The 25,433-nt window shown below is 67.9% G+C and carries 20 protein-coding genes and 2 pseudogenes; 12 read left to right on the top strand and 10 right to left on the bottom strand.

The features are described 5' to 3' along the window. Positions 1–96: 96 nt before the first annotated feature. The 5 genes and pseudogenes from QT17_RS13910 to QT17_RS12725 all read right to left on the bottom strand — a co-directional run bounded on the left by QT17_RS13910 (position 97) and on the right by QT17_RS12725 (position 2,979). Positions 97–243, bottom strand: a complete 147-nt coding sequence (locus tag QT17_RS13910) for a hypothetical protein (RefSeq protein WP_161791380.1) — start codon at positions 241–243, stop codon at positions 97–99. Positions 244–281: 38 nt separating this feature from the next. Beyond that, positions 282–512 carry a hypothetical protein gene (locus QT17_RS12735; protein WP_039460546.1) on the bottom strand — a complete coding sequence of 77 codons (231 nt, stop codon included), beginning with the start codon at positions 510–512 and terminating at the stop codon, positions 282–284. 264 nt (positions 513–776) lie between these two features. Further along, the gene (locus tag QT17_RS14625) at positions 777–1,022 is read right to left on the bottom strand and encodes a hypothetical protein (protein ID WP_235283934.1); all 246 of its coding nucleotides are present in this window, start codon (positions 1,020–1,022) and stop codon (positions 777–779) included. 63 nt (positions 1,023–1,085) lie between these two features. Next, on the bottom strand, positions 1,086–1,280 hold the full coding sequence (locus tag QT17_RS14620; protein ID WP_235283933.1) for a hypothetical protein: 195 nt from the start codon (positions 1,278–1,280) through the stop codon (positions 1,086–1,088). 518 nt (positions 1,281–1,798) lie between these two features. Further along, a pseudogene (locus QT17_RS12725) lies at positions 1,799–2,979 on the bottom strand (IS256 family transposase). A 145-nt stretch (positions 2,980–3,124) separates the two neighbouring features. Here QT17_RS12725 and QT17_RS12720 point away from each other — a divergent pair. Continuing rightward, a complete protein-coding gene (locus QT17_RS12720) occupies positions 3,125–3,895 on the top strand; it encodes a hypothetical protein (protein ID WP_039460545.1) in 771 nt (256 codons plus the stop codon). 540 nt (positions 3,896–4,435) lie between these two features. Here QT17_RS12720 and lysA read toward each other — a convergent pair. Then, on the bottom strand, positions 4,436–5,590 hold the full coding sequence (gene lysA, locus QT17_RS12715; RefSeq protein WP_039460544.1) for a diaminopimelate decarboxylase: 1,155 nt from the start codon (positions 5,588–5,590) through the stop codon (positions 4,436–4,438). Positions 5,591–5,635: 45 nt separating this feature from the next. Between lysA and nagA the strand changes: the two genes are divergently transcribed. Next, complete coding sequence (gene nagA, locus QT17_RS12710) at positions 5,636–6,712, top strand: N-acetylglucosamine-6-phosphate deacetylase (RefSeq protein ID WP_052155221.1); 1,077 nt, start codon at positions 5,636–5,638, stop codon at positions 6,710–6,712. On the opposite strand, the pseudogene nikC reads toward nagA, so the two are convergent. From nikC to QT17_RS12690, 4 genes and pseudogenes are all read right to left on the bottom strand, one after another. Beyond that, positions 6,709–7,532 (bottom strand): annotated as a pseudogene (gene nikC / locus QT17_RS12705) (nickel transporter permease). The gene nagA and the pseudogene nikC sit on opposite strands and share 4 nt — an antisense overlap. Further along, positions 7,525–8,532 carry an ABC transporter permease gene (locus QT17_RS12700; protein WP_039460542.1) on the bottom strand — a complete coding sequence of 336 codons (1,008 nt, stop codon included), beginning with the start codon at positions 8,530–8,532 and terminating at the stop codon, positions 7,525–7,527. Before QT17_RS12700 ends, nikC begins: the two are co-directional and overlap by 8 nt. A 49-nt stretch (positions 8,533–8,581) precedes the next feature. After that, entirely contained in the window at positions 8,582–10,144 is a 1,563-nt protein-coding gene (locus tag QT17_RS12695) for an ABC transporter substrate-binding protein (RefSeq protein ID WP_039460541.1), read from the bottom strand. Between the two features lie 319 nt (positions 10,145–10,463). Continuing rightward, entirely contained in the window at positions 10,464–11,255 is a 792-nt protein-coding gene (locus tag QT17_RS12690) for an SDR family NAD(P)-dependent oxidoreductase (protein WP_039460540.1), read from the bottom strand. A gap of 85 nt (positions 11,256–11,340) precedes the next feature. Here QT17_RS12690 and QT17_RS12685 point away from each other — a divergent pair, with 85 nt between their 5' ends. The 10 genes from QT17_RS12685 to QT17_RS12635 all read left to right on the top strand — a co-directional run bounded on the left by QT17_RS12685 (position 11,341) and on the right by QT17_RS12635 (position 25,430). After that, positions 11,341–12,765: a CoA-acylating methylmalonate-semialdehyde dehydrogenase gene (locus QT17_RS12685; protein WP_039460538.1), complete on the top strand. Its 1,425-nt coding sequence runs from the start codon at positions 11,341–11,343 to the stop codon at positions 12,763–12,765. Then, on the top strand, positions 12,762–13,919 hold the full coding sequence (locus tag QT17_RS12680) for a M20 family metallopeptidase (RefSeq protein WP_039460551.1): 1,158 nt from the start codon (positions 12,762–12,764) through the stop codon (positions 13,917–13,919). The genes QT17_RS12685 and QT17_RS12680 overlap by 4 nt, the downstream gene beginning before the upstream one ends. Positions 13,920–13,964: 45 nt before the next feature. Continuing rightward, positions 13,965–14,528 carry a LemA family protein gene (locus QT17_RS12675; protein ID WP_039460550.1) on the top strand — a complete coding sequence of 188 codons (564 nt, stop codon included), beginning with the start codon at positions 13,965–13,967 and terminating at the stop codon, positions 14,526–14,528. Positions 14,529–14,531: 3 nt separating this feature from the next. Then, complete coding sequence (locus QT17_RS12670; protein WP_039460537.1) at positions 14,532–15,620, top strand: DUF3137 domain-containing protein; 1,089 nt, start codon at positions 14,532–14,534, stop codon at positions 15,618–15,620. A gap of 25 nt (positions 15,621–15,645) precedes the next feature. Further along, a complete protein-coding gene (locus tag QT17_RS12665; protein ID WP_039460535.1) occupies positions 15,646–17,127 on the top strand; it encodes an ABC transporter substrate-binding protein in 1,482 nt (493 codons plus the stop codon). Continuing rightward, on the top strand, positions 17,128–18,063 hold the full coding sequence (locus QT17_RS12660; RefSeq protein ID WP_018112015.1) for an ABC transporter permease: 936 nt from the start codon (positions 17,128–17,130) through the stop codon (positions 18,061–18,063). Then, complete coding sequence (locus QT17_RS12655) at positions 18,056–18,853, top strand: ABC transporter permease (protein ID WP_018112014.1); 798 nt, start codon at positions 18,056–18,058, stop codon at positions 18,851–18,853. The genes QT17_RS12660 and QT17_RS12655 overlap by 8 nt, the downstream gene beginning before the upstream one ends. Positions 18,854–18,870: 17 nt before the next feature. Then, positions 18,871–20,256: an endo alpha-1,4 polygalactosaminidase gene (locus QT17_RS12650; RefSeq protein ID WP_039460533.1), complete on the top strand. Its 1,386-nt coding sequence runs from the start codon at positions 18,871–18,873 to the stop codon at positions 20,254–20,256. A gap of 360 nt (positions 20,257–20,616) precedes the next feature. After that, positions 20,617–22,698 (top strand): dockerin type I repeat-containing protein, encoded by a 2,082-nt coding sequence (locus tag QT17_RS12645; RefSeq protein WP_152607422.1) that lies wholly within the window; start codon positions 20,617–20,619, stop codon positions 22,696–22,698. A gap of 782 nt (positions 22,699–23,480) precedes the next feature. Then, positions 23,481–25,430, top strand: coding sequence for a hypothetical protein (locus QT17_RS12635; RefSeq protein ID WP_020397795.1), 1,950 nt, complete (start codon positions 23,481–23,483; stop codon positions 25,428–25,430). The last annotated feature ends 3 nt before the right edge of the window (positions 25,431–25,433 follow it).

Genomic DNA, 25,433 nt, shown 5'->3' with positions numbered 1-25,433 from the left:
CCCGCACCATCTCGCTCTCATCCCCCGCCAAGCGCTCGAGGAGTCCCGGGGAAACGTTGGGGTTTTTCCGCTACCCTCTTCCGCACCCGCCAAAACTCATCCCCGGCCAGGCGCTCGAGGAGTTCTGGAGGCGTGGTTGGGGTGCTCCGCCACCTTCTCCCGCACCTCCCCGCTCTCGTCCCCCGCCAAGCGCTCGAGGGTTTCGGGAGGCGTATTGGGGTTCTCCGCCACCGCCCCCCGCACCGCCTCACTCTCATCCCCCGCCAGGCGCTCGAGGATCTCTAGAGTCGCGTTGGGGTTTTCGCCACCCCCTCCCGCACCCGCCACTTCCCATCCCCCGCCAAGCGCTCGAGGAGTTCCGGGGGCGCGCTGGGGTTCTCCGCCACCGCCCGACGCACCCTCCAGTCCTCATCCCCCGCCAGGATGTCGAGAACCTCTGGGGGCGTGCCCGGGTTTCCCGCCAGTTCCCGCTTGGTGTTCCAATCCAGGTTGTTCAGGGCCGCTTCCTCCATTCTTTCCCCACCTCCCACGCCTAGGGGCTTTCGCCCCCATGATAATCCGCGCCTCCAGGTTCCCATCTAGATGGGGGGCAAAAACCTTCCCCGCCCTTCTCTCGGCCAAGGCCATCACCCGGAGCTCCCCGGCCCGAGTCTGGGCCGTGACGCAGGAAGCCCCGAGGGCCTCTGGCGCATCAAAGAACGTGGTATTTCCCCAGTAGGGAGGTTACGCGCTCGGATAAAATATCCGGTCTTACAAAGATTCCTTCGTGTGCTACCTCAAATCCCCACCCCCGCCATCCTGAGAAGGATCCGGCTCCGGATGAGGTTGTGCGCCAAAGTCACGCGATAGCGTACCTTGCGGATGAGGTTCACCCGCCCCCAAAGACCCCAGAAGGACCTGGCCTCTACCCGATGAAACCCCAAAGAGCGCGCCATCACGCTGAAGCGGGTTTCTATCCAGTTCCTCACCCCCCGGACCCAGCGAAACCCCCGGTCCCCCAGGACCACGGGAAGCCCAAGCAAAAGCGCTTCCCCCCAAGTCTCCCGAGCGTTGCCGGGCAGGAGGCCAAAGCGGCCGCTTCCCCGTCAGGGGAACACCTTGGGAAACAGGCCTCTCTCGTTCATCACCGCCACCAAGACGTAGCCCGCGAAGGCTCCCAAGGGCCCCACCCCCACGGCGGACTCGGGAAGGGAGAAGCGGTGGACGCGGTGGCCGTGGGCTAAGGGGATGGGTTTGAGGTCCACCCCCTGGGTCACGGGCGAAGCCCGTAGCTTGCGCAAGCCTTCTCCCCCGGCCAGGGTTTGGGCGAGGTGGGCCAAAAGGGAATGGGCGTTTTTGAGCGCCGGGTGGAAGCGGGAGAGGTGGGGGAGAGAGGGGAAGTAAGCGCGGAGGGTGACCTTAGCGGCGAGGTAGCCTTTGGATGCTTTTGGCTCTTGGGGAGCTTAATGCCTTGGGCTTGGAGGGCCTTTAAGGTGTCGTCTACCCAGCGGTAGGTGGCGACCAGGAGGGTTTCCGCGTCAAGATAGTAAGTCAGCCGGAGGCTATGTTCCGGGGGTGCTCGCGGTCAGCTTCCATAGCACCCCCCTTTTTTTCACACCCCAGGGCTTCAGATCAAGTAGCACACGAAGGCATCTCCTTCTTGGAGGAACACCTTGGCCAGTCCAAGGCCAGGGCGGAGAACAACTTCCGGGTTTGGCGGACCCGGGGGAAGATGGCAGATCTGAAGGATGGGCGCTACCGGTTTCGGTAGCCATTGCGAAACACCATGAAAGGTCCCTTCAGGACGGTGGAGGTCATGTCAAGAGTTATGTGTCAAGGTCTGTGTACGGGGGGCATACCGCTCCTGAAGCATCCGCTCCAACACCTCCCGCGCCTCGGCAAACCCTTTCAGCCTTCGCTCCCCCCACCTCCCCTCCAAGTGCTCCCCCTCCAAGTACAAAAGCTTGAACACCGCCTCCGGCCGAGGAAACTTGTGGTCCCGCACCTTCGTCCCCCGCCTGATCTCCCGAATCAACCGCTCCATGAGGTTGGTGCTCCGCAAGTACGGCCAAAGCACCCTTCCACCAGGCCGCCACCAAAGCGGGATACTTGCCCCCCCAAACCTCCCTCCGGCTCTCCGCCATGTAAACCCCCCGCAGGTCCTGGGCCAGGGCAGCCCGGTCCCGAGACCGCACCTGGCTCAAACTCCCCCGCACCTGGTGCACCACGCACCGCTGTCACTCCGCCAGGGGATACACCCGCCGGATGGCCTCCTCTATACCCGGAAGCCCATCCGTGAGGAAAAGCAAGACCCGCCGCAGGCCCCGCTCCCATAGCTCCCGCAAAACCCCCTCCCAGGCTAAGGCGTTCTCCGTGGGCAAAAGCCAGAAGCCCAGCACCCGCCGCGCCCCATCCGGCGTCACCCCAAGGGCCACGTACACGGATCCAAGATGTTTGCCCTTCGGGCAAAGCAACCCGCTCCACCCCAAGTCCCTCCCTCAGCACCTCCTCCTCCGGCAAGGGCCTCCCCCGGAAGGCCTCCGCCTTCTCCAGCACCTCGTCCGTGATGGCGCCCTTGGTCTCGTGGGTGTAGCGGTGGCCCAGGAGGAGGCTCATCACCTCCGCCGCCTTGCGCTGGGTGACCCCGGCGGCGTACAAGGCCACCGCCACCTCCCCCACGTCCACCTGGCGGCGGGCGTAGGGCTGGTTGACGGAGTCCCCGCGATAGCGGAGGAAGCTGGGGTAGTACCGCCCTTCCCGATCCCGGGGGATGGCCAGTTCCACCTGGCCGAAGGCGGTCTCCAACCTGCGGGGGTAGTGGCCGTTCTCGCGCCCGCCCTTTTGCCGGAGAAAGGCGTCCCGGTCCGCCTCCAGGAGGAGCTGGAGCACCTCGGTCACCGTTTCCTTCACCGCTTCCCGTAGCAGGACTTGCAGGGTAGACGGGTCCATGGGGTACCTCCTGTATGGCTCCTGTACCCCCCCTTTTTTACACAAACCCATACACATAATTCCTTACACGACCATTCTCAGGATGGCGGGAGTGGGGATTTGGGGTAGCACACGAAGGCAGAACACCACCGAGAAATGCCCCAAAGGACCTGGAACAAGGGGAAAAGCCTGACCTCTAAGGGGGTAAAATGACGCCGTGAAGTTCCCCCTTTCCCTTGTCCTGGTGTCCTTGGTCTTGAGCCTTTCAGGCCTTGCCCAGAAGCCTCTAAAAACCCTCCCTTGGGGTAGCTACACAGTGCGCATAGAAGGAAGCCCTGGAGGAGGCCAGGTGGCCCGAATTCTGGCAGGCGGGCGCACAGCGGTGGAAATCGAGGGCTGGTTGCTCAGCGCCTCCTTTGTGGAAGTCACAGGCAAGGCCCCGAGGGAACTCTTGGTCACGGACTTTTCGGGTGGGGCTCACTGCTGCCTTACCCTTTACCTTTTCAGCCAGGAGGGGGAGCTGCGAAACCTGCTTTACGAGGAATTGGGGGATGGGGTTTTTGAGCTTCGGGACCTAGATGGGGACGGCCGCTCCGAGCTGGTCCTCACTCGCATCTACAGCTATTTTGGCGACCTCCCGTTTGCCCTCTCCCCGGGAGTGGTTCGGGTCTACGCCTATGATGGAATGGTATTCTACGAGGCCACACGGCGTTTCCCCAGGCTGAGCCTGCGAGAGATGGAACACTACCGGAAGGGGTTTCTGGAGGGGAAGAAACGAGGCGATCTGGAAGCGATGAAGGGCAACGCCCTGGGCTACTGGGCCAACGCTTTGGTCATTGGTCGCGGAGCCGCAGCCAAGGATTGGCTAATGCGGAACGCTCCTTTTGAGGTCAGGAAATGGCTCTTGGTAAACGAGGAGGCCCTTTTACGAAGCGTCTCGGCGTTTGACCTGAGCACCAACCGCAAGCTACCTCCAGAGAAGCCCTAGAGGCCCATTCTCCTTCTGAGGCGGTTGCTAGGCCCTTCTACCTCAAAGCCTGCACGACCCGAACACCCCGCAAAAACCCACACCCCCATCCCCAGCTTCTCCCAGAGGAAGAGGGCCAAAACCGATGCCCCCCGGCGCCGTTCGCCGCCCCACTTCTTCCGCCTCCTTCAGCGAGCCAACGGATGGCCCCGGCCGCGCCTCGGTGGAGGGAAGTCCCGCAACTCGGGCACAAAAACTCCCAAACCCATGGGCGCAAACCGAGCAGTCCAGGCTCCTGCGCTTGGAGGGCTGCGTTGCAGAGACGGCGGCAGAGCCCCAGCGAGCGTCTAGGTCCTTGGCCGTGGGTTTGGTGAGGTGGGGGCAGTATGTGGAACGCTTGGCGCGTCCTTGGTATGGTTCTACCCTCGGTGAGCCTTGCGCCGTGCTGAGCCACCAGAACCTGGCGGCGTGGGGACCACCGTGTATCCCGCTCTGAAGAGGCGGGGGAGTCAGGCTACGGGCTTAGGCCATGACAGAGCTTCCCCACGCTCCCTCTTTTCTCTAATGCTCTTCCTCGGCGAAGAGGCTTTCCCAGGTGTCCTGGGGCCGCAAGACCTCCCAGGCCTCCCCCGTCCAAAGGAGTTCCAGGGGCCTAGGGGTGTCCAAGTAGGGGAGGGCCATGCTGGCCCCGTAGGCTCCCGCCTCCAGGATGGCCACGGCGTCCCCCTCCTCCGGCCGGGGAAGGCGCACCCCCCGGGCCAGCATGTCCCCGGCCTCGCAGGCGGGCCCCGCCAGGTCGTACACCTCCTCCTCCCCACCCCGGTAAAGGGGCAGGACCGGGTGCCGGGCGCCGTAGAGGGCAGGACGCAGGAAGGTGGTCATGCCAGCGTCCAGGAGGATGTAGCGTCTGCGGGTTTCCTTGATCCCCATCACCCGGGCCACCAGAACACCGGCCTCCGCCACCAGGTAGCGCCCGGGCTCCAGCCAGACCTCCGCCCCATAGGCCCGGGCCAGGGACACCATGGCGGGAGCCAGGGCTTTAAGGTCCAGGTCAAGGCCGAACCCGCCTCCCAGGTCCAGCACGGGGAACAGCCCCACCCCTTGCCTTAAGGCCTGAAGCACCCCATAGCCCTGGAGGAAATCCTCCGGGTTCTCCAAGGCCGAGCCCAGGTGGAGGTGTAGGCCCAGGACCTCGAGCCCCCGCTCCTGCGCCTCCCGGAGCATGGCCGGCACCTCCCCCGGCAGGACGCCGAACTGGCTCTCCCCCCGCCCTGTGGCCAGGTGGCTGTGGGTCTTCACGGGGAGATCGGGGTTCACCCGGAGGAGGACCCGCGCCCGGGGAAGCTCCTCCGCCACCCGCTCCAGGTCACCCCTCGAGTCCAGCACCACCACAGGCTCCCGGCCCCGGAGGGCCCTTAGCGTCTCCCGGGGCTTCACGGGTCCGTTCCAGAGGACCTCCTCGGGGGAGAATCCCGCCCGGTAGGCCCGCACCACCTCGCCCAAGGACACCGCCTCCGCCCCCAGGCCCTGGGCCCTGAGCCGCCGCAGGAGGCCGAGGCGCGGGTTTGCCTTGATGGCGTAGAAGAGGCGGGCAAAGGGGAAGGCTTCCTTTAGCCTCGCCACCCGGTCCGCCACCGCCCACCAGTCGTAAGCGTAGAAGGGGGTGGGAAAGCGGCGCAGGGCGTCCTCTAGGGCCTTAAGGAACTCCGGGCTCATGGGCAGAGCTTAGCAAAGGCGACCCCGCACGCTACCCTAATGGGGATGAACAAGGTGCTGGCGGGCCGCATCCTCGCCCCCACGGGCTTCCTAAAGGGCCGCCTCCACTTTGGCGAGCGGATCGCAAGGGTGGAGGAAGCCCCCGTGGAAGGTCCCTACATCCTCCCCGGCTTCTTGGACCTCCACGTCCACGGGGGCGGGGGGTACGAGGTCATGGCAGGCCGGGAAGGGGTGGAAGGAACCCTCCGCTTCCACCTCCGCCACGGCACCACGGGACTTCTCGCCACCACGGTCACCGCACCCCTGCCCGAGCTGGAGCGGGCCCTAAGGGGCATCCGGGAAGCGGCCGAAGGCCCCTTCGGAGAGGCCCTATTGGGAGCCCACCTCGAGGGCCCCTTCATCAGTCCAAGGCGCCTCGGGGCCCAGCCCCCTTACCCCCTCCTCCCCGACCCGGAGGTGGCCTCCCGCCTCCTCTCCCTGGCCCCCGTTCGGGCCGTGACCCTGGCCCCCGAGCTTCCCGGGGCCCTGGACCTGGTCCGCTTCCTCGTGGCGCGGGGGGTGCGGGTCCAGCTCGGCCACACCGAGGCGGGCTACGAGGAGGCCCTGGCCGCCATGGAGGCCGGGGCCACGGGCTTCACCCACCTCTACAACGCTATGACCGGCCTCCACCACCGCGCCCCCGGGGTGGTGGGCCTGGCCCTGGAGCGGGGCCCGTGGGCCGAGCTGATCCCCGACGGGCTCCACGTCCACCCCGCCGCCCTCCGCCTGGTCCTGAAAAGCATCCCCGGCCTCTACTTCGTGACGGACGCCGTGGCGGCGGCGGGGATGCCGGATGGGACCTATCCCCTCGGGGCCCACCGCGTGGAGAAGCGGGGGGAAGGGGTGTGGCTGGGAGAGAGCCTGGCGGGGAGCACCCTCACCCAGGACCAGGCCCTCAGGAACCTGGTGGCCTGGGGCATCCCCCTGGAGGAGGCGGCGAGGCGGCTTTCCCTCTACCCCGCCCGCTACCTGGGCCTCGCCGACCGAGGGGAGATCGCCCCGGGCAAGCGGGCGGACCTGGTGATCCTGGACGAGGACCTGCGGGTGCGGGCCGTCTACCTGGGGGGCCAGCGGGTGGCCTAGCACCCCCGCGGGTCCAGGACGTCCCTGAGCCCGTCCCCCAAGAGGTTGAAGGCCAAGACGGTGAGGAGGATGCCGAGGGCGGGAGCCGTGGCCGCCCAGGGCGCCTCCGCCATGTAGTTGCGCGTTTCCGCCACCATGGCGCCCCACTCCAGGGGGGGGGCTGCGCCCCGAAGCCGATGAAGGAAAGGCCCGCCGCCGTGAGGATGGCCGCCCCAACCTCGTAGCTGGCCTGGACCAGGACGGGGGTGAGGGCGTTTGGGAGGAGGTGGCGGAGGAGGATCCGCCCCTGCCCCGCCCCCAGGGCCCGGGCCGCCTCCACGAACTCCCTTTCCCTCAGGGCCAGAACCTGGGCCCGCACCAAACGGGCGTAGATGGGCCAGGTGACCAGGGCCACGGCCAAGACGGTGTTCACCAGGTTGGGCCCCAAGGCGGCGGCGATGGCCATGGCGAGGATCAGGGAGGGGAAGGCGAAGAAGACGTCGGTGAGGCGCATGAGGAGGTTGTCCCACCGCCCCCCAAGCCCCCCGGCCAAAAGGCCCACCGCTGTACCCAGGAGGCTCGCCAGCAGGACCACGCCGAAACCCACCCCCAGGCTGATGCGGGCCCCGTGGACCACCCGGGCCAGGACGTCCCGCCCCAGCTGGTCCGTGCCCAGGGGGTGCTCGAGGCTCGGGGGCCTGAGGCGCTCCAGGACGTTTTGCTCTAAGGGGTCCCCCACCAAGCCCGGGCCGAAAAGGGCCACCAGGACGAGGAAAAGGAGGAGGACAAGGCCGACCACCGTCCCGGGGTTGCGAAGAAAGCGTCTCGCAAGCCTACGCATAGCGGATCCTCGGGTCCAAGAGGGCGTAAAGGAGGTCCACCAAGAGGTTCAAAAGGGAGTAGACCACGCCCACCAGCAGGGTCACCCCCATCACCGCCGGGAAGTCCAGGCTGGTGGCGGACTGGGTCACGTAGCGCCCAAACCCGGGCCAGGAGAAGATGGTTTCCGTGAGCACCGCCCCCGAAAGGAGGCCCCCAAGGAGGCCGCCCAACAGGGTAAGGATGGGCAGGGCGGCGTTTTTAAGGGCGTGCCGCAGGACCACCTGTCCCTCGGCCAGGCCCTTGGCCCGGGCGGTGCGCACGTAGTCCTGGGAGAGGACCTCCAGCATGGCCGCCCGGGTCATGCGGGCGAGGAGGGCGGCGGAGGCGGACCCCAGGACGAAGGCGGGAAGGAGGAGGTGGTGCAGCGCATCCCAAAAAGCAGCGAGGTCCCTGGCCAGGAGGGCGTCCAGGGTGACGAGGCCCGTCACCCGGGGCGGGGGGATGAGGTAGGGGTCCAGCCGCCCCGGGCCCGGCAGGAGGCCCAGCTGGCGGTGGAACACGTCCAGCAGCAGGATGGCCAGGAAGAAGACCGGGGTGGAACCAAGGAGGAGAGCGAAGAAGCGCACCAAGACATCGGGCAGGCGGTTTTGCCGGAGGGCGGCCAGGATCCCTGCGGGAAGCCCCAAGGCCACCGCCACAAAAAAGGCCGCCAAGGATAGCTCCAAGGTGGCCGGGAAGAACTCCCTAAGGTCCTCCGCCACGGGGCAGCCCGTGCGCAGGGAACGGCCCAGGTCCAGGTGCAAGAGCCGCCTTAGGTAGATGCCGTACTGCACCAGGATGGGCCGATCCAGCCCGTAGCGCTCCCTAAACTCCCGGATCTGCTCCTCCCTCGCATTCTCTCCCAAGGCGGCCACCACGGGGTCTATGGGGATCACCTGGGCGATGACGAAGGTAACGAAGGTGATGCCCACGCCCACGAAGAGGACCATGAAGAGCCGTCGGACCAGGTAAGCGACCATAAGGGAAACCCGTGGCTCGCGGCCACGGGCTCCACGACACCCCAAGGGCTTAGGGCTGCTTGCTCACCTGCCAGAGGGGGGCGGACATCATCGGGTTCTTCAAGAAGCCCTCCACCTTCGCCGAGAGTCCGATGGGCTGGGCCGGCTGGTAGAGGACCACGTAGGGACCTTCCCGCAACACCTTTTCCGTGAGAACCTTGTAGAGCGCCTTGCGCTTTTGGGGGTCGGCCTCGAGGGCGGCCTGGCGCGCGAGCTTGGCCGCCACCTCGTCGTTGTAGCTGTTGCGCCAGGCCAGGGAGCGGGCTCCGTAGTCCGCCCAGGGGGTGGCGTTCCCATCCGGGTCCGGGAAGTCCGGGCTCCAGCCCGCCAGGACCACCTGGTGGTTCTGGGCCCGGTAGGTGGCGAGGACCTCGGCGTTGGCGATGGCCCGGATCCGGGCGCGGAACCCGGCCTTGGCCATATCCGCCTGGAGCTTGGCCGCCACGTCCGGGCAGGGCACCCTGCCCCCGCAGATGCCCGTGCTAACCAAAAGCTCAAACTCCAGCCCCTGCGGGTAGCCCGCCTCCGCCAGGAGCTTGCGGGCCCGCTCGGGGTCGTACTTGTAGGAGGTTGCCGGGTTGTAGCCGAGAAGCCCCTTGGGGATGAAGGTCTGGATCTTGATGGCGTTCCCCTGGAGGAGGCCCTGGATGAGCTCGTCCTGGTTCACGGCGTAGCGCATGGCCTCCCGCAGCTTGGCGTTGGCGAAAGGACTCCCCGCCTTCATGTTCATGCCCAGGTACTGGAGGCGCAGGGTTTCGGCCCGCACCACCTTGAAGCGGGGGTTGGCGGCGATGGCCTTGAGCCCCTCGGGGGTGAGGCCCTCGGCGATGTCGATCTCCCCCGACTCCAAGGCCGTGCGGAGCACGGCGGGCTCCTGGATGTAGCGCAGGACCACCCGGGGGATCTTGGGCTTGACGCGGGCGTGGAGGTTGGCCTCGAGGAACACCTGATTCCCCCGGTCCCAGCGCACGAGCCGGTAAGGGCCGGAACCCGCGGAGTTGTTGGTGAGCCAGTCCTTGCCCAAGTCCCCGCCCTTGGCGTTCTTCTGGACCTCCTCCGAGTCCACCACGCCCCCGATGGTGAACGTGAGGATGGAAAGGAAGGACTGCGGGGAGGCGGACTTGGGAATGCGGACCTCCAAGGTGTAGGGGTCCAGGGCCTTGGTGGCCCCGGGCTTGAGCTGGGCGATGTCGGTGAAGAGGAAGGAGCCGGGGCCCTTGCGCTCAAGGGCCCGCTCAAAGCTAAAGACCACGTCCTTGGCCGTGACCTCCCGCCCGCTGGAGAAGCGGCTTCCCCGCCGGAGGTTGAAGGTGAGGATCCAGTCCGTGGTTCCCCGCTCCACCTTCCAGCTCTCCGCCAGGCCCGGGCGCAAGGTGGCGAGGTCGTTCCCCTCAAACCGCACCAAGGTCTCGTACATGTTATCGGCGATCATCACCCCGCTGAACTCGTAAACCACCTGCGGGTCCAGGGTGATGAGATCGGTCCAGTCCCCGCCGTAGACCAGCACCTGGGTCCGGTCCTGGGCCAAGGCAATACCCGCCAACAAGAGCGCCGTCCATAACCAGCGCCACATACCGCCTCCTTTCGGGCGATAACCCTGGGGGGTTATCTTGTCCAAGTAGGCCACAGGGGTCAACCGCCCTCGTGGGGGCGGGCGTCCCTTCGGAAGAATCCGCCTACCCGCTAGGCTTCGCCCGACCCCGGTTCGGGGCGCCTGGGCCGGTACCCACCCCCGCAGGCTCCGGCGAGGCTCAGGCCCGCGCCCGCCACAAGGACCCGGCCAGAACGCCCGGCGTAGCGGTCACACCCAAGCCCCGGAGGGCCCACCAGCGGGGTCCGGGGCGCCCCCCTCCTCCCTGGGGCCACGGGGCGGCAAGCCCGGCCCCCACCCCCTAAAGGGGGGGCCAGTAGCGCCCGTCCACCGCCGTCCAACCCCCGTCCACCAGGAAGAGGGTCCCGGTGACGTAGCTGCTGGCGGGGGAGGCCAGGTAGACCACGGCCATGGCCACCTCCTCCGGCCTCCCCCAGCGCCCAAGCGCCGTCTTCTCGGCGTAGACCCGGTACCACTCGGGGTTCGCCTTGATGGGGGCGGTGAGGGGGGTTTCGATGGGCCCGGGGGCGATGGCGTTGGCCCGCACCCCCTTGGGTCCAAGCTCCGCCGCCAGGGCCCGGACCAGTTGCAAGATCCCCGCCTTGGTGGCGGCGTAAACCCCCTGGCCCGGCTCCACCACCAAGGCGCGGATGGAGGCGAAGGCGATGAGGCTTCCCGAGCCTTGCTCCGCCATCACCCGCCCTCCGGCCCGGAGGAGGCGCAAGGTGGCCTTCAGGTTCAGGTCCACCACCCGGTCCACCTCCTCGTCCGTGTAGTCCAGGAGGGGCTTGCGCACGTTAATGGCCGGGGTGGTGACCAGGGTGTCCAGCCTGCCGAACCGGTCCAGGGCCCAGGCCACGAGGCGGTCCGCCGCCTCCTTCTCGGCGATGTCCAGGGGATAGGCTTCCGCCGCGTGGCCCTGGGCCCGGAGGGTTTCCAGAAGCGCCAAAAGCCCCGCCTCGTCCCGGTCCGCCAGGGCCACCTGGGCCCCAAAGGCGGCCAAGGCCTCCGCCGCAGCCCGCCCAATGCCCGAAGCCGCCCCCACCACCAAGGCCGCCTGTCCCGTCAGATCAAAAAGGCGCCGGTAGTCCATAGGCTTTGGCCCCATCCTACCCCTCCACGCCCTCCCTTGCCAAGCAAGGCCCGGCGGAGGATGATGAGGGCAAAGGGGGAAAGGCATGCTCAAAAACCTCATTGGCGCCCGCTGGGAAGAGGCCAACCGCCCCACCCTCCCCGTCTACAACCCCGCCACGGGGGAGGTGCTGGAGGAAGTCCCCCTCTCGGGCCCCGAGGAGGTGGACCGGGCGGTGGGGGCGGCGGACCGGGCCTTCCCCCACTGGAGCCAGACACCCCTCCTGGAGCGGGTGCGCCTCATGTTCCGCTTCAAGGAGCTCCTGGAAAAGCACGCTGAGGACCTGGCCCGCCTGGTCACCCTCCACCACGGCAAAACCCTGGAGGAGGCCCGGGGCGAGGTGCGCCGGGGCATTGAGGTGGTGGACTTCGCCCTCTCCGCCCCCACCCTCCTCCAGGGAAGGACCCTGCGGGAGGTCACGGGGGGCGTGGACCAGAACCTCTTCCACTATCCCCTGGGGGTGGTGGCGGGCATACCCCCCTTCAACTTCCCCGTCATGATCCCCCTCTGGATGTTCCCCATCGCCGTGGTGGCCGGCAACACCTTCGTCCTCAAGCCCTCCGAGCGCACCCCCCTGGGAGCGGTGCGCCTGGCCGAGCTCTTCCTGGAGGCCGGCTTCCCCGAGGGCGTCCTCAACCTGGTCCACGGGGGCAAGGAGGCCGCCGAGGCCCTGGCCGCCCATCCCCAGGTGCGGGCGGTCCAGTTCGTGGGTTCGGAGCCCGTGGCCCGCAGGCTCTACGCCCTGGCCGCCGCCCACGGCAAGCGGGTCTCCGCCGCCGGGGGGGCCAAGAACCACCTGGTGGTCCTCCCCGACGCCGACCTGGAGCAGGCGGTGCCCGCCATCCTCAACTCCGCCTTCGGCAACGCCGGGGAAAGGTGCCTGGCGGGGAGCGTGGCCGTGGCGGTGGGGGAGGTGGGGCCCCTCCTCCTGGAGCGGGTGGTGGAGGCGGCCCAGAGGCTCAAGGTGGGCCCCGGGTGGGAGGAGGGGGTGCAGGTGGGCCCCCTCATCCGGGAGGAGCACCGCAGGCGGGTGGTGGGCTACATCCAGCGGGGCCTGGAGGAGGGGGCGGGCCTGGCCCTGGACGGGCGGGGCGTGGAGGGGCCCGGCTTCTTCCTGGGGCCCACGGTCCTGGACCGGGTCTCCCCCAGGATGGCCGTGGGGCGGGAGGAGATCTTCGGACCGGTCCTCTCCGTCTCCTACGCCCAGACCCTGGAGGAGGCCATCGCCCAGGCCAACGCCGTGCCCTACGGGAACATGGCCTGCGTCTTCACCCAAAGCGGCAAGGCGGCCCGGGCCTTCCGGGAAAGGGTGCAGGCGGGCATGGTGGGGGTGAACGTGGGGGTGGCCCAGCCCCTCGCCTTCTACCCCTTCTCCGGCTGGCGGGACTCCTTCTTCGGCGACCTCCACCCCCACGGGCCCGATGCCTTCCTCTTCTACACCCAACGAAAGGTGGTGGTGGAACGGTGGTGACCGAGGCCCTGCGGGCGGCGGAGGCGGTGGAGGAGAAGGAGGTGGTGGACCTCCTCCAGGCCCTCGTTCGCATCCCGAGCCACTACCCCGGGCCGGGGGAGGCGGGGGTTGTGGCCTATCTGGAAGGCTACCTGAAGGAGCGGGGCCTGTCCGTCTTCCTCCAGGAGGCGGCCCCGGGGAGGCCCAACCTGGTGGCGGACCTGGGGGAGGGGGAAGGAGGGCTACTCCTCGAGGGCCACACCGACGTGGTCACCCCGGGGGACGAGGCCCTTTGGACCTACCCTCCCTACGCCGGGGTGGTGGAGGGGGGAAGGCTCTACGGCCGGGGGGCATGCGACATGAAGGGGGGCCTCGCCGCCCTGGTGGGGGCCATGCTGGCGGTGAAGCGGGCCCTGGGCAGGCCCAAGCGCCCCTTGCGCCTCGCCGCCTTGGCGGACGAGGAGGGGATGATGCTGGGGGTGAAGGCCTTCCTAAAGGCCGGGCTTGCCCAGGGTTTCCGCGGGGCCTTGGTGGCGGAGCCCGAGGAGATGGAGATGTGCCTGTGGCAGAAGGGGGCCTTGCGCATCCGCCTCCTTTTCCCCGGGAGGATGGCCCACGGGGCCATGCCCTACGCCGGGGATAACCCCATCCCCAAGGCGGCCCGCTTTGTCGTGGCCCTCCGGGAGCTGGAGGCACGCCTGCAGGAGGCCCATCCCCACCCCTATCTGGGCCCCACCTACCTCACCCCCACCCGCTTCCTGGCCAGCGCCGGGGAGGGGCAGCTGAACGTGATCCCCGCCCAGGCGGAGGTGGCCCTGGACGTGCGCACCGTGCCCGGGGTGGACCACCCCAGCCTGCTCAAGGAGCTGGAGGCCCTGGCCGGGGTGGGGGTGGAAGTGCTGGAAGACCGCCCCCCGGTGGAAACCCCCAGGGAAGACCCCCTGGTGCAAGCGGCCGAGGAAGCGCTGAGGCTTTTGGGCCTTCCCGCGCGCCTGGGCGGCGTGCCCGGCGCCACGGACGGCACCTTCCTCCGGGCCTGGGGCGGCCTTCCCGTGGTGGTCATGGGCCCGGGGAGAAAGACGCTCCCCCACCAGGTGGACGAGTGGGTGGACCTGGAGGAGGTGGTCCTGGCCGCGCGGGTCTACGCCGCCTTGGCGGCGCTCTACCTAGCGTAGGGCCGCTGGAAAGTCTTCAGCGCTAGAATGGAGAAGGGGAAGAGCATGGACCTGGCTTTCGTGCTCGGGGTAGCGGCGCTCCTCGTCCTGGGGGGTTTCCTCACCTATAACACCCTTATCGCCCGCAAAAACCAGGTGGATAACGCCTACGGCGCCGTGGAAGCCTACCTCAAGAAGCGCCACGACCTTATCCCCAACCTGGTGGAGGCGGTGAAGCGCTACATGGCCCACGAGCGGGAGCTTTTGGAGAGGCTGGTGGAACTCCGGGAGCGGGCGAAGGAGGCGGAGGGGAAGGGCCCCGAGGAGGCCTTCCGCCTGGAGGGCGAGCTTTCCCGCCTCCTCGCCCAGGTGCGCCTCCGGGCCGAGGCTTACCCAGACCTCAAAGCGAGCCAGAACTTCCTCCAGCTCCAGGCGGCCCTCACGGAGGTGGAAGACTCCCTGGCCGCCGCCCGGCGCTTCTACAACCAGGCGGTGACGGACTACAACAACGCCATCGAGCAGATCCCGGGTCGGTTCCTCGCTCCCCTCATGGGCCTGGGTCGGAAGCCCGTCTTCACCATCCCCGAGGAGGAGCGGGAGACGCCAGACCTGGGCAAGCTTTTCGCCTAACCCATGGAGCGCCTTTCCGAAGACCTCGCCCCCCTCGAGGCCCACCGCCAGCGCACCCTCCTCCTCGCCCTCCTCCTCTTCCTCGCCACCCCCTTCTGGGCCTATCTTCTCTTCCTCGGCTTCCAGGCCCTGGAACTCCGGGGAGTGGGCCTTCTCTACGCCCTCCTCGTGGCCCTTCCCCCGGGCCTCGCCCTTGGACTCTTGCGCGCCTTGCGCCTGCGGCTCAAGCGGGCCCTGGTAGCCCCCCTGGCGGAGGCCCTGGGCTTCACCTACCGCCCCGTCCCGGGCCTGCCCTGGCACGAGGCGGAGGCCTCGGGCCTCCTGCCCCGGGCGGACCGCTACGAGGGCGAGGACTACCTGGAGGGGACGGTGGGTCCCTTCGCCTTCCGCTCCTCGGACATCGCCCTCTACCGCAAGGTGCGCACCAAGAACGGCACCTACCACGTCCGCCTCCTCTCGGGCACCCTCTACCGCTTTGCGCTTCCCTTCGCCGTCCCGGGCGAAACCCGCCTCGCCCCCCAAGGGGCGCCCCTCCAGGCGGGCGGGGCCTCCCGCGGGACCGTCCTCCTCTTCCTCGCCCTCTTCTGGGGGGTCCTCCTCCTTCTCCTCGCCCTGGGAGAGCCCGTGGAGGGGAGCGCTGGCCAGGTGCCCCCGGTGGTGGGCTTCATGGCCCTCGTGTCCCTCCCCTTCCTCCTCTGGGGCCTGGGCTGGAGGTTCGGCGGAAGGGAGCGGGTGGCCCTGGAGTCCAGCTCCTTCGAGCGCCTCTTTGACGTGTACGGCGACCAGATCGAGGCGAGGAAGCTCCTCACCCCCAGGGTGCAGGAGGCTTTGGTGGCGTTCAGGAAGGCCCTGGGCAAGCCCTTTTGGGCGGCCTTCCGGGGAAACGAAGCTTGGTTTTTAATCCAAGGAAGAAACCGCCTTGAGCCGAGCCTCCTCCGCCCCCTGAGCCAGGAAACGCTTCGGGACTACGTGGAAACCTGGACCCGCGACCTCATGGAGGCGAAGCGGCTTCTGGAGGCGGTGGGGCTGGACCTCGAGGCCAGGAAGCGGGGCCTCTTTGGCGGCGAGGGCCCCACCCCTGGAACCCTGTGATACGCTTTCCGTAAGGGAGGAACCCATGAAACGCACCCTGGCGCTCCTTGCCCTCGGATTCTCCCTCGCCCTGGCCCAGACCCGGGGCGGGGAGCTTCGGGTGGCCATCCTGGCCGAGCCCCCGGTCCTGGACCCCACCGCTTCCACCAGCCAAGAGATCCCCCGCATGCTCTACGACAACGTCCTCCAAGGCCTGGTGAAGTTCAACGAGAAGGGGGAGATTGTCCCAGCCTTGGCGGAGCGCTGGCAGGGAAGCCCCACGAGCCTCACCTGGACCTTCTACCTGCGCAAGGGGGTACGCTTCCACAACGGGAGCCCCTTCACCGCCGAGGACGTGGTCTTCAAGTTCACCCGCGCCCGGGACCCCAAGTCCGGCCACACCCACCCCGAGTACTACCAGGACATCCAAAGCGTGGAGGCCAAGGACCCCTACACCGTGGTCTTCCGCCTGCGCCAGCCCAACCAGGACTTCCTCTTCAACCTGGCCCGCCCCGACTCCGTCATCGGGCCCAAAGGGCGGGTGGAGGAGCAGCGCACGAACCCCATCGGCACCGGACCCTTCCGCTTCGTGGCTTGGGAGCGGGGGGTGGGGGTGCGGTTGGAGCGCTTTGACGGCTATTACGAGCCCGGCCTTCCCTACCTGGACCGGGTCTTCTTCCGCTTCCTCCCCGACCCGAACGCCCAGCTCGCCGCCCTCCGGGCCGGGGACATCCACGTGATCGGCCTGGGGGTGAGCCCGGAAAACGCCCTGGTGTTGCAGCGGGACCCCGCCTTCAAGGTGGTCACGGGCTTCACCACCACGGAGATCACCGTGGGCATGAACAACAGCCGCCCCCCCTTCAACGACCTCCGGGTGCGCCGGGCCATGCAGCACGCCGTGGACAAGAAGGCCCTGGTGGAGGGGGTGATGCTGGGCTATGGCACCCCCATCGGCAGCCACCGCTCGCCGGGAGAGCGGTGCTACGAAGACCTCTCCGGCTTCTACCCCTACGACCCCGCCCGGGCCCGGGCCCTTTTGCAGGAGGCGGGGTACGGGCCCAATAACCCCTTGCGCTTCACCTTCACCTTGGCGGCCCCTTACCCCTATGAGCGGCGGCTCGGGGAGGCCATCGCCGCCCAGCTGGGCCAGATCGGGGTCCAGGCCCGGCTGGAGGTGGTGGAGTGGGCCACCTGGCTTTCCCGGGTCTTCCGCGGGGCGGACTACCAGATGACCATCATCGGCCACTCCGAGCCCCACGACATCGGGATATACGCCAACCCGAGCTACTACTTCCGCTACGACTCCCCTCGCTTCCGGGAGCTTTACACCCAGTACCTGCGCACCCCCGACCCCAACCGGGCCTGTGAGCTCATGAAGGAAATGCAACGCCTCCTGGCCCAGGACGCGGTGAACGTCTGGGTGATGAACGCCCCCTACATCGCCGCCATGCGCCGGGAGGTGATGGGCTGGTGGCAGAACCAGCCCACCCCGAGCCTCAACGTGACCCGGGTCTACCTGGCGCGCTAGATGCGGGGCTTCCTCTTAAGGCGCCTCCTCCTCGCCCTGGCCACCCTTTGGCTTGCCGCCACCTTGGTCTTCGCCTCCCTCCTCCTCCTGCCTGGGGATCCGGTGCAGGCCATCCTGGGCCTCGAGGCCTCCCCCGAGGCCCGGGCGGCCCTGGAGAGGTCCTTGGGTCTGGACAAGCCCCCCCTGGCGCGCTACCTGGACTGGCTCGGGGGGCTTGCCCGCATGGACCTGGGGGAGTCCATCCGCTACGGCAAGCCCGTGGCGGAACTCCTAGAGGAGCGGCTTTCCCTGTCCTTGGCCCTGGTCTTCCTGGGGCTTTTGGGGGCCTTGGCCTTGGCCCTCCCCTTGGCGCTCCTTGCGGTGCGCTTTCCCCCTTTGGACCTTGCCCTAAGCGGCCTTGTGACCGTCCTGCAGTCCCTCCCCACGTTCTTTTTGGGGGTGGTCTTCCTTTACCTCTTCGCCGTCCATCTCCCGCTCCTGCCCGCAAGCGGCTTCCCGGGCTGGGCGAGCCCCAGGGAGGCCCTCCGCCACCTCCTCCTCCCCGCCCTCACCCTGGCCCTTTCCCGGGCCGCCATCCTGTTCCGCATGGCCCGGGCGAGCCTCCTGGAGGTGCTTTCCCAGGACTACATCCGCACCGCCCGGGCCAAGGGGGTGCCGGAGCCTTCCGTCCTCCTCAAGCACGCCCTGAAGCCGGCAAGCCTTCCCCTGGTCACCCTGCTCGGCCTCGAGGGGGGCTTCCTCCTCACGGGGGCGGTGGTGGTGGAGGCGGTCTTCGCCCTGCCGGGCCTGGGGAGCCTGGCCCTCACCGCCCTGGAGGCCCGGGACTACCCCCTCCTCCAGGGCCTGGTCCTCACCATGGCGGCCCTCATCGTGCTCTTCAACGTCTTGGTGGACCTCCTCTACGGGCTTTTGGACCCGAGGGTGGAGTATGCGTAGCCCAAGCCTCCTCCTGGGGTGCCTCCTGGTGGGCCTCTTCCTCCTCCTGGCCCTCGCCTCCTTCCTCTACCCCGTGGACCCCAACGCCCCCGACTTCCTCCGCCGCCTGAGCCCCCCTTCCCCCGAGCACCCCCTGGGCACCGACCCCTTGGGCCGGGACCTCCTGGCGAGGGTCCTCCACGGGGCCAAAAACGCCCTCTGGGTGGGCGGCATCGCCGTGGGGGTGGGGTTTACCCTGGGGGTGGCCTTGGGCCTTTTCGCCGGCTATTTGGCGGGGCCATGGGACGGGGCGCTTAGCCTCCTGATGGAGGCGCTTTACGCCCTCCCCGGGCTTCTCCTCGCCCTCCTCTTCGCCGCCCTCCTCGGGCCTGGGGCCCTGAGCAGCATGCTGGCCGTGGGGCTTTCCATGGTGCCCGCCTTCTTCCGCCTGGCCCGGGCCTACGCCTTAAGCCTCCGGAGCGCCCCGTTTGTGGAGGCGGCCGTGGCCTTGGGGGCCTCGAGGGGGCGGATCCTCCTCCGCCACCTCCTGCCGAACCTCCTCGGGCCCCTCCTCGTCCAGGCCAGCCTGGCCTTCGCCGCCGCCCTCCTGGCCGAGGCCGCCCTTTCCTACCTGGGCCTCGGCGTCCAGCCCCCCGCCCCGAGCCTGGGGCGGATGCTCCGGGAGGCGCAAAGCTTCCTGCCCCTCTCCCCTTTCCCCGCCTTGGTGCCGGGGCTCGCCCTCACCCTGGCGGTGCTCGGCTTCAACCTCTTGGGGGACGGGCTAAGGGACCGGCTGGACCCCAGGCGCTAAGGGGCTATAGTGAATCCATGCTCCGAATTTTGCTAGCCCTATTGACCCTGGGTGGATTGGCCTTGGCCCAAAGGGTGGTGGTGGCCCAAGCCCTGCCCCGCCCGCAAGGCCCCTGGGGCGTGGAAAGCTACCCGGGGCTTCCCGTCTATTCCCTTCGCCTCACCACCACGTACCCCCCCGAAACCGCCCGCTTTCCCGGGAGCTTCCAGGTGGCCTACGACGGCGAGGCCTTGTACGTGCTGGCCCGCCTGGAGCAGGAGGCGCCGCCCAAGGCGGAGCGGGGCCCGGACGACCCCGAGTGGTGGCAGGACGATACCCTCGAGGTCTTCCTGCGGTGGGACCCCTTTGACGAGGAGGCCCCGGACCTGCACCTGGCGGTGAACCCCAAGGGCGTGCGCTTCCGGCGCTACACCGCTCCCCTTTCCTACGAGGCCCGGACCGGGACGTTCCCGGGGGGGTGGTGGGCGGCCCTGCGCATCCCCTTCGGGGAAGCCCTTCCTCCCCCCAAGCCCGGGAGCCTGTGGCAACTCAAGGTGGGCCGCGGCCACCCGAGTGCCCAGGAGTACACCCTCTGGCCCATGGGGGGAAGCTTCCACTCCCCGGGCAATTACGGCTACCTGGTCTTCCTCCAGGCCCCGCAGGACCTCGAGGCCCTAACCGCAGAGGTGCGGGCCCGGGAAGCGGCCCTTCCCCCCATTCCAAGCCACCTCCAAGGGCTTAAGCGCTGGGCGCTTTACTACGGGGGAGATCCCAAAACCCTTGCCCGCCTCCGGGCGTACGACCTGGTGGTCTTGGCCCGAGAAGCTCCCCTGGACCTGGTGCGGGGGCTCAAGGAGGGGGGAACGAAGGTGGTGGCCTACCTGCCCCTGGGGGTGGTTCCCCGAAAGGAGGCGGAAGCCCGAGGGTGGCAGCACGCCGCTTTGGGGCCCAACCCCTATGCGCCGGACGCCCTCCTCATGGACCCTGCGTCCCCCGCTTGGCGGGCCTACGTGCGGGCCGAGGCGGCCCGGCTGCTCGCCTTGGGGTTTGAAGGCTTCTTCCTGGACGGGCTGGACCTGGCCGACCTTTACCCTGAGAAAATCCCCGCCCTAGCCGCCTTGGTGCGGGGCTTACGCCAGGCCGAGCCCGGGGCCCTTTTTCTGCAACACCGGGGCTTCCGGGTCTTGCGGCGCACCGCCCGTTACCTAGATGGGGTCGTCTATTCGGGCCTCTCCCTGGACGCCGCCGGAAGGCCCAGCTTGGCCGACCCGAGCCCCGTCTGGCCCTTCCGAAGCCGGGGGCTTCCCGCCTTGAGCTTGGACGTGGCCCCAAGCCTCGAGGCCAGGGCTTGGGCGGAACAGCGCGCCCTGGAACTCGGCTTTGTGCCCTACGTGGCCCTAGGCCGGCTAACGGATCCCCCCTAAGAAACCTAGGCCTTTTTGCGCAAAAGTCCTAAGACTTTAAGGTCCCTATGGCCTAAGCCCAAAGGCGGAAGACAAGCGTCTCAACTTTCTTTAAAGTTGTAATAGCGGGGTGGAAGCAGAAATGCATAGATGATGATTTCTTGCCCCGCAGCGTAGCGGTTCCCCTTTCTCTCCTACTGGGGAGGCTTGGTCTTCCGTCTTCCATCCCGCAAAAGATTTGGGTTGTTGTATTCGGGAGGTGCCATGAAAGAGCGTTGGCGTGTGGTATTAGGATTGGCCCTAGGCCTCTTGCTTGGGGCCTGCTCACAACCCGCGAGCCGGTCCCCGGAAACCTGGACCCTGGCGCTCCAGGGTAACGGCGTGCGGGGGGTTTTGGTGGAGGCCACCTTTGACCCCGCGGCGTTGCGCTACGTGGGGGCGGAAGGCCCCTACGCCGCCGAGGCCTTCGCCGAAGCGGGGAAGGTCCGGGCGGCAGCGGTGGCCCCCAATGCGCCCTCGGGCCCCATCTTGGCGCTCACCTTTGAGGTGCTTCGGCCTGGGGCACGGCCGGAGGTGCGGGTGGTGGAAACCTACCCTGAAGGCCAGACGGTAAGGCAAACCTGGGGAAGAGGAACCCTACAATCCCAGACCCTGGTCCTGCCGGAATCCGTGGTCCAAGGAATTGACCAGGCAGAGGCCGATCCCTCCTTCGTGCGAAACCCCTTGGGCGATCTCAACGGAAGTGGGGCTGTAAGCCTTGCTGATGGCGTTTTGCTCGCGGATATTCTGGCCGGCAACCTCACGAGCCCCACCCCTTACCAGCGCTACCACGGGGACCTCAACTCCAGCGGCACCCTCACAGGCCAAGACCTGGCCCTTCTTTTGCGGAAGATCGTGAACCCGGGTTTAGAACCTAACCTGGAGCTCGCCCCGCAGGACTTCACCCTGAGCCCTGGCGCGTCCGCCTATCTCCTCCTCAACAACTCCGGGAATGGCACCCTTCCCACCGTGTCCTGCACCCACCCCCAAGGGATCGCCTTGACGGACGAAACCCCCCAGGGAGCCGCGGGCAAGGCCTACAGGTTGCAGGCCCAGAGCAACACCCTGGAAGGCAGCATTCAGTGCCAAGCCGGCGCCGCCGGCACCCGCACCGCCCGGGTCCACGCCCCCTACCCCAGCTTCACCCTGGACCTAGCCGCCCCAAGCACCAGCACTACCCCCGGGGGAACCGCCACGCTAGGTTTTAGCCTTACCCCGGTCAACGGCTTCACGGGTACCGTGAGCCTGAGCCTCCTGGACGCCCCCTCTGGAGTGAGCCTGCAAAGCCCGTCCACGGTGAACCTGAGTGGCCCCTTCAGCGGTACCCTCACCCTTAGCGTAGGAAGCGGGGTCAGCCCGGGCACCTACACCCTGCGCCTTAGGGCGGAAAGCGGAAGCAACTCCCAAGAAAAACCTTTCGCTTTGGTGGTTCAAGAAAGCCCAGGGTTTGACTTCTACCTAGACCAAAACGCCCTCACCCTCCCAGTGGAGAGAACGGCAAACCTACAAGCGTTCTTCTCCACCTACGGCGGCTTCAGTGGGAGCGTGAGTCTGGGGCTCACCGACACCAACGGCAACCCCACTCCCCTCACGCTAAGCCCGGCTAGCGCCACCCTGCCCGCAAGCAGCCCCGTGGCCTTGACCGTGCAGGTGGGAAGCGCCCCGGCTGGGGTTTACAACCTCCAAGTGCGGGCAACCGGGGGGAGCCTCTCCCGCAGCCAGCCCCTGAGCGTCACCCTTTACGACTTCACCGTGAGTGCAAGCGACATCGCCATAACACAAGGCGCTTCGGATACAGTGAACATCACCCTCAACCGCACCCACTTCTCTGGACCCGTGTCCCTGAGCCTGAGCGGGACCATCCTCGGCAACGGGAGCAACCAGGTGACCTACGCCTTCGCCGAAAACCCCACCACCAATGGCAACGTGGCCCTCGTCCTGAACGTGGGGCCCAACGTGCCCCCCGGCAACTACACCCTTACCCTCCAAGCCACAGGTGGCGGCCTCGCCCGGAGCCAGGCCTTTACCCTCACGGTTAACGCCGCCCCCAAGGCCCTCCAACCCACCCTCCTGGGCCGCACGGGCAACACCTACAGCGTGGGGGTGAACCTGGTGGGCACCACGGACGCCTACCGCGCCGCTCTCTTTAGCGTCACGCTACCCGCAGGCTTCAGCCTGAGCGCGGGCACGGGTGCCTTGACCTCAGGATGCACCCTGGACTTCGTTCAGGTATCCACGAGCCCCAACCAGTGGAACGTGGCCCTCGTGTGCAACAGCTCCTTCACCGGACCCGGCCAGCTCGCAGTCCTCACCGTCACGGGAACGGGCGGCGGAACCCTGAGCGTGGGGAACGTGGCGCTTACCAAGCCCGACTACACCGAGGACACCTCGGTGAGCGGAGGAAGCCTCACCCTGACCCCATGAAGGCAGCTTGGATGCGGGGTTTTCTCGTGCTTTTAGGGCTTACCTCTTATACCCAGCTTCCCCGGGTGCCTGGTCCCTCCTTCACCCTCTCAGGCCCCCTCCCCTCCACCCTCACCATTCCCCAAGGGGGGAACCAGGCCACCCGGATCACCCTCACGCCAGAAGAGGGTTTCGCCGGCTCGGTGCATCTCACCTTGGCCCACTGGGACGGCAGCTCTGCGCCCGGTTTCGCCCTGACCCCCTCCTCCGTGTGGCTTTCCGGCAACGCAGTCCACGAAACCCTGGGGGATTCTGCCCTAGACACGCTTGCGCCCAGAAGTTACGCCCTCAAGCTCCGGGCGCAAAGCGGCCACCTCGCCCAGGAAAAGGACCTCGGGGTTTTGGTCCTGTTGGCCCTTAAGCCAAGACTCCCGGAGCGGGGGGAGAACGGCTACTTCGTGGCCACCCACCTCGGCCAAACCCTCCGGCCCCACCAAGGAGCGGGGTTTCGCCTCGAGGTCCTCTTGGGTTTCACCCTTACCCTCAGCCCAGGAGCCCTCACCCAAGGAGGGCCTCGCCGACCTCCACCAGGTTTCCCGGAACCCGAATCTCTGGAACGCCTTGGTGGCCTGCGAAGCCACCCAAGCCTTCCAGGGTCCCGGTCAGGTGGGAGTGGTTGCCCTGAGGGGGTCGGGCGGGGACGTGCTCTCCCTAGAAGAAGGGATCCTGGTGCAAGCAGGCTCCTACGAAGAGGAATCCGTGGCTGTGGGTAGCCTTTCCCTCGGCCCCTAAGAGGTGCTCATATGGCAAAACGCCCCTACTTGCTCGTCCTTCTCCTCCTCGCCGCCTGCGGGGGTCCGCAAGGGACTCATGCCCCTTCTCCCGACACCCTGGTCCTGCGTGGCGAGGCCACGCGGGGTCTGCTTGTGGACATCACCTTTGACCCAAGCGCCCTCCGTTACCTGGGCCTGCAAAGCCCCCTCCTCACCGAGGTGTACCAGGAGGCGGGCCAGGTGCGCCTGGCAGGGGTTTCCTACCAAGCCCGCTCCGGCGAGGTGCTTCGGGTCCAGTTCCAGGTCCTTCGACCGGGGGCAAGACCCGAGGTCCGCGTTTTGGAAGCGGAAGCAACCCGGATCACCCCCTCCTGGGAAGGGGGAGGCCCGGCCCCCCAAGGCCAGCTGGCCTCTCAGGGCTACACCCCCCTTCCTGGCATAGCCCAGAACGAGGTGGAGGCCTCTTTTGCGCAAAACCCTTTGGGTGACCTGAACGGAAGCGGAGGGGTGAGCCTGTCGGACGCCCTCCTCCTCGCCGACCTCCTCACGGGTGCGGCCTCCCCCACCCCCTACCGCCGCTACCACGCCGACCTGGACTCCAGCGGCTACGCGGACGAGCAGGACCTAGTACGGCTTTTGCGCAAGGTGGTGAATCCGAACCTGGGGCCGGGCCTCGAGGTGGCGCCCCTGGCCCTTAACCTCAACCCCGGCGAAACCGCCCTGGTCCTGGTGGGCAACTCCGGGCACGGCACGCTTCCCCCCCTTACCTTCCAGGCGGCCGAGGGGCTCGTCGTCCAGGACACCACCCCTTCGGGTTACGCGGGCAAAGTCTACCGGGTTTCCGCCAACCAAAGCGTGAGCCAAGGGGCCATCCTCTTCAGCGCCGGGAGCGCGGGAAGCCGGGCCATCGCGGTGAACAGCACCGCCCCCGACTTCGTCCTAAGCCTTTCGGGCACCCCCACCGCCCCCGTGGGCGGCACCGCCCAGGCCACCCTCACCCTCACCCCCCTAAACGGCTTCACCGGACCCGTAAACCTGAGCCTGGTCAACCCGCCCTCGGGCATCCTCCTGAGCCCCACCCAGGTAAGCCTTGGCCCAAACCCCCTCACCCTTGCCCTCACCCTCGCCCTGGCCCCGAGCCTGAGTCCTCAGGACTACGCCCTCACCCTCCGGGCGGAAGGAGGAGGCCGGGTGCGGGAGGCAAGCTTCACCTTGAGGGCCACGGGCTTCACCCTAAGCGGGGATACCGCCCTAACCCTGCCCTGGGGCGGGTCAGGAAGCCTCCAGGTCAACGTAACGCCGCAAAACGGCTTCAACACCCCCTTGGACCTCACCCTCACCCGCCAGGACGGAACCCCTCCTCCTCCCGGCATCGCCCTCTCCGGCACCACCCTTCCGGCGAGCGGCGGACCCGTGGCCCTCCAGGTGCAAAACCCACCCCCCGGCACCTACCCCTTGCGCCTTCGGGCCACGCCCCAAGGGGGCGGCACCCCAGGGATCTGGGACTTCACCCTCACCGTCACCTACGCTTCCGAGTGGCGCATACTCCTCTCCTGGAACAACGCCGCCGACTTGGACCTCCACCTCTTCTACCCCGACAGCCCGGCGGCGAACCACATCTACTGGAACAACCCGGGCACCTGCCCCCCCACCGGCCCCGCCTGCCTGGAAGGGGATACCCCCCAAGGCCCCGGGCAGGAAACCCTCCGCTTCGCCTACCAAGGGGGAAGCTACCGCGTCTACGTCCACTGGTACTTCGGCGGGGGTAGTTGGAGCACCTCAGGGGCTCAGGTGCAGGTCTTTAACGCGGGCTACCCCGTGGCCAACTTCCCCGCCCCCACAAGCGGTGTCGGGTACAACACCTGGTGGCACGTCTTGACCTTGGACGCCAACGGGGTCCAGCAAGGAAGCGGGGTAGCGAGCATCCAGCCGCAGGGTCTGGGGCTAAGCCCCCTGAACCTGCCCCAGAAGGGAAGGTGAAGC

Source organism: Thermus sp. 2.9, from assembly GCF_000794385.1.
Classification (GTDB): domain Bacteria; phylum Deinococcota; class Deinococci; order Deinococcales; family Thermaceae; genus Thermus; species Thermus thalpophilus.
The sequence above is the reverse complement of the archived record's forward strand: the minus strand, read 5'-3'. Positions and strand labels throughout refer to the sequence as shown.

Coding starts and splice junctions, on each gene's coding strand:
- QT17_RS12690 (WP_039460540.1), bottom strand. CDS start 11,255: ATGGACTACCGGCGCCTTTTTGATCTGACGGGACAGGCGGCCTTGGTG.
- QT17_RS12695 (WP_039460541.1), bottom strand. CDS start 10,144: ATGTGGCGCTGGTTATGGACGGCGCTCTTGTTGGCGGGTATTGCCTTG.
- QT17_RS12665 (WP_039460535.1), top strand. CDS start 15,646: ATGAAACGCACCCTGGCGCTCCTTGCCCTCGGATTCTCCCTCGCCCTG.
- nagA (WP_052155221.1), top strand. CDS start 5,636: ATGAACAAGGTGCTGGCGGGCCGCATCCTCGCCCCCACGGGCTTCCTA.
- QT17_RS12685 (WP_039460538.1), top strand. CDS start 11,341: ATGCTCAAAAACCTCATTGGCGCCCGCTGGGAAGAGGCCAACCGCCCC.
- QT17_RS12660 (WP_018112015.1), top strand. CDS start 17,128: ATGCGGGGCTTCCTCTTAAGGCGCCTCCTCCTCGCCCTGGCCACCCTT.
- lysA (WP_039460544.1), bottom strand. CDS start 5,590: ATGAGCCCGGAGTTCCTTAAGGCCCTAGAGGACGCCCTGCGCCGCTTT.
- QT17_RS12650 (WP_039460533.1), top strand. CDS start 18,871: ATGCTCCGAATTTTGCTAGCCCTATTGACCCTGGGTGGATTGGCCTTG.
- QT17_RS12655 (WP_018112014.1), top strand. CDS start 18,056: ATGCGTAGCCCAAGCCTCCTCCTGGGGTGCCTCCTGGTGGGCCTCTTC.
- QT17_RS12635 (WP_020397795.1), top strand. CDS start 23,481: ATGGCAAAACGCCCCTACTTGCTCGTCCTTCTCCTCCTCGCCGCCTGC.
- QT17_RS12670 (WP_039460537.1), top strand. CDS start 14,532: ATGGAGCGCCTTTCCGAAGACCTCGCCCCCCTCGAGGCCCACCGCCAG.
- QT17_RS12735 (WP_039460546.1), bottom strand. CDS start 512: ATGGAGGAAGCGGCCCTGAACAACCTGGATTGGAACACCAAGCGGGAA.
- QT17_RS12700 (WP_039460542.1), bottom strand. CDS start 8,532: ATGGTCGCTTACCTGGTCCGACGGCTCTTCATGGTCCTCTTCGTGGGC.
- QT17_RS12675 (WP_039460550.1), top strand. CDS start 13,965: ATGGACCTGGCTTTCGTGCTCGGGGTAGCGGCGCTCCTCGTCCTGGGG.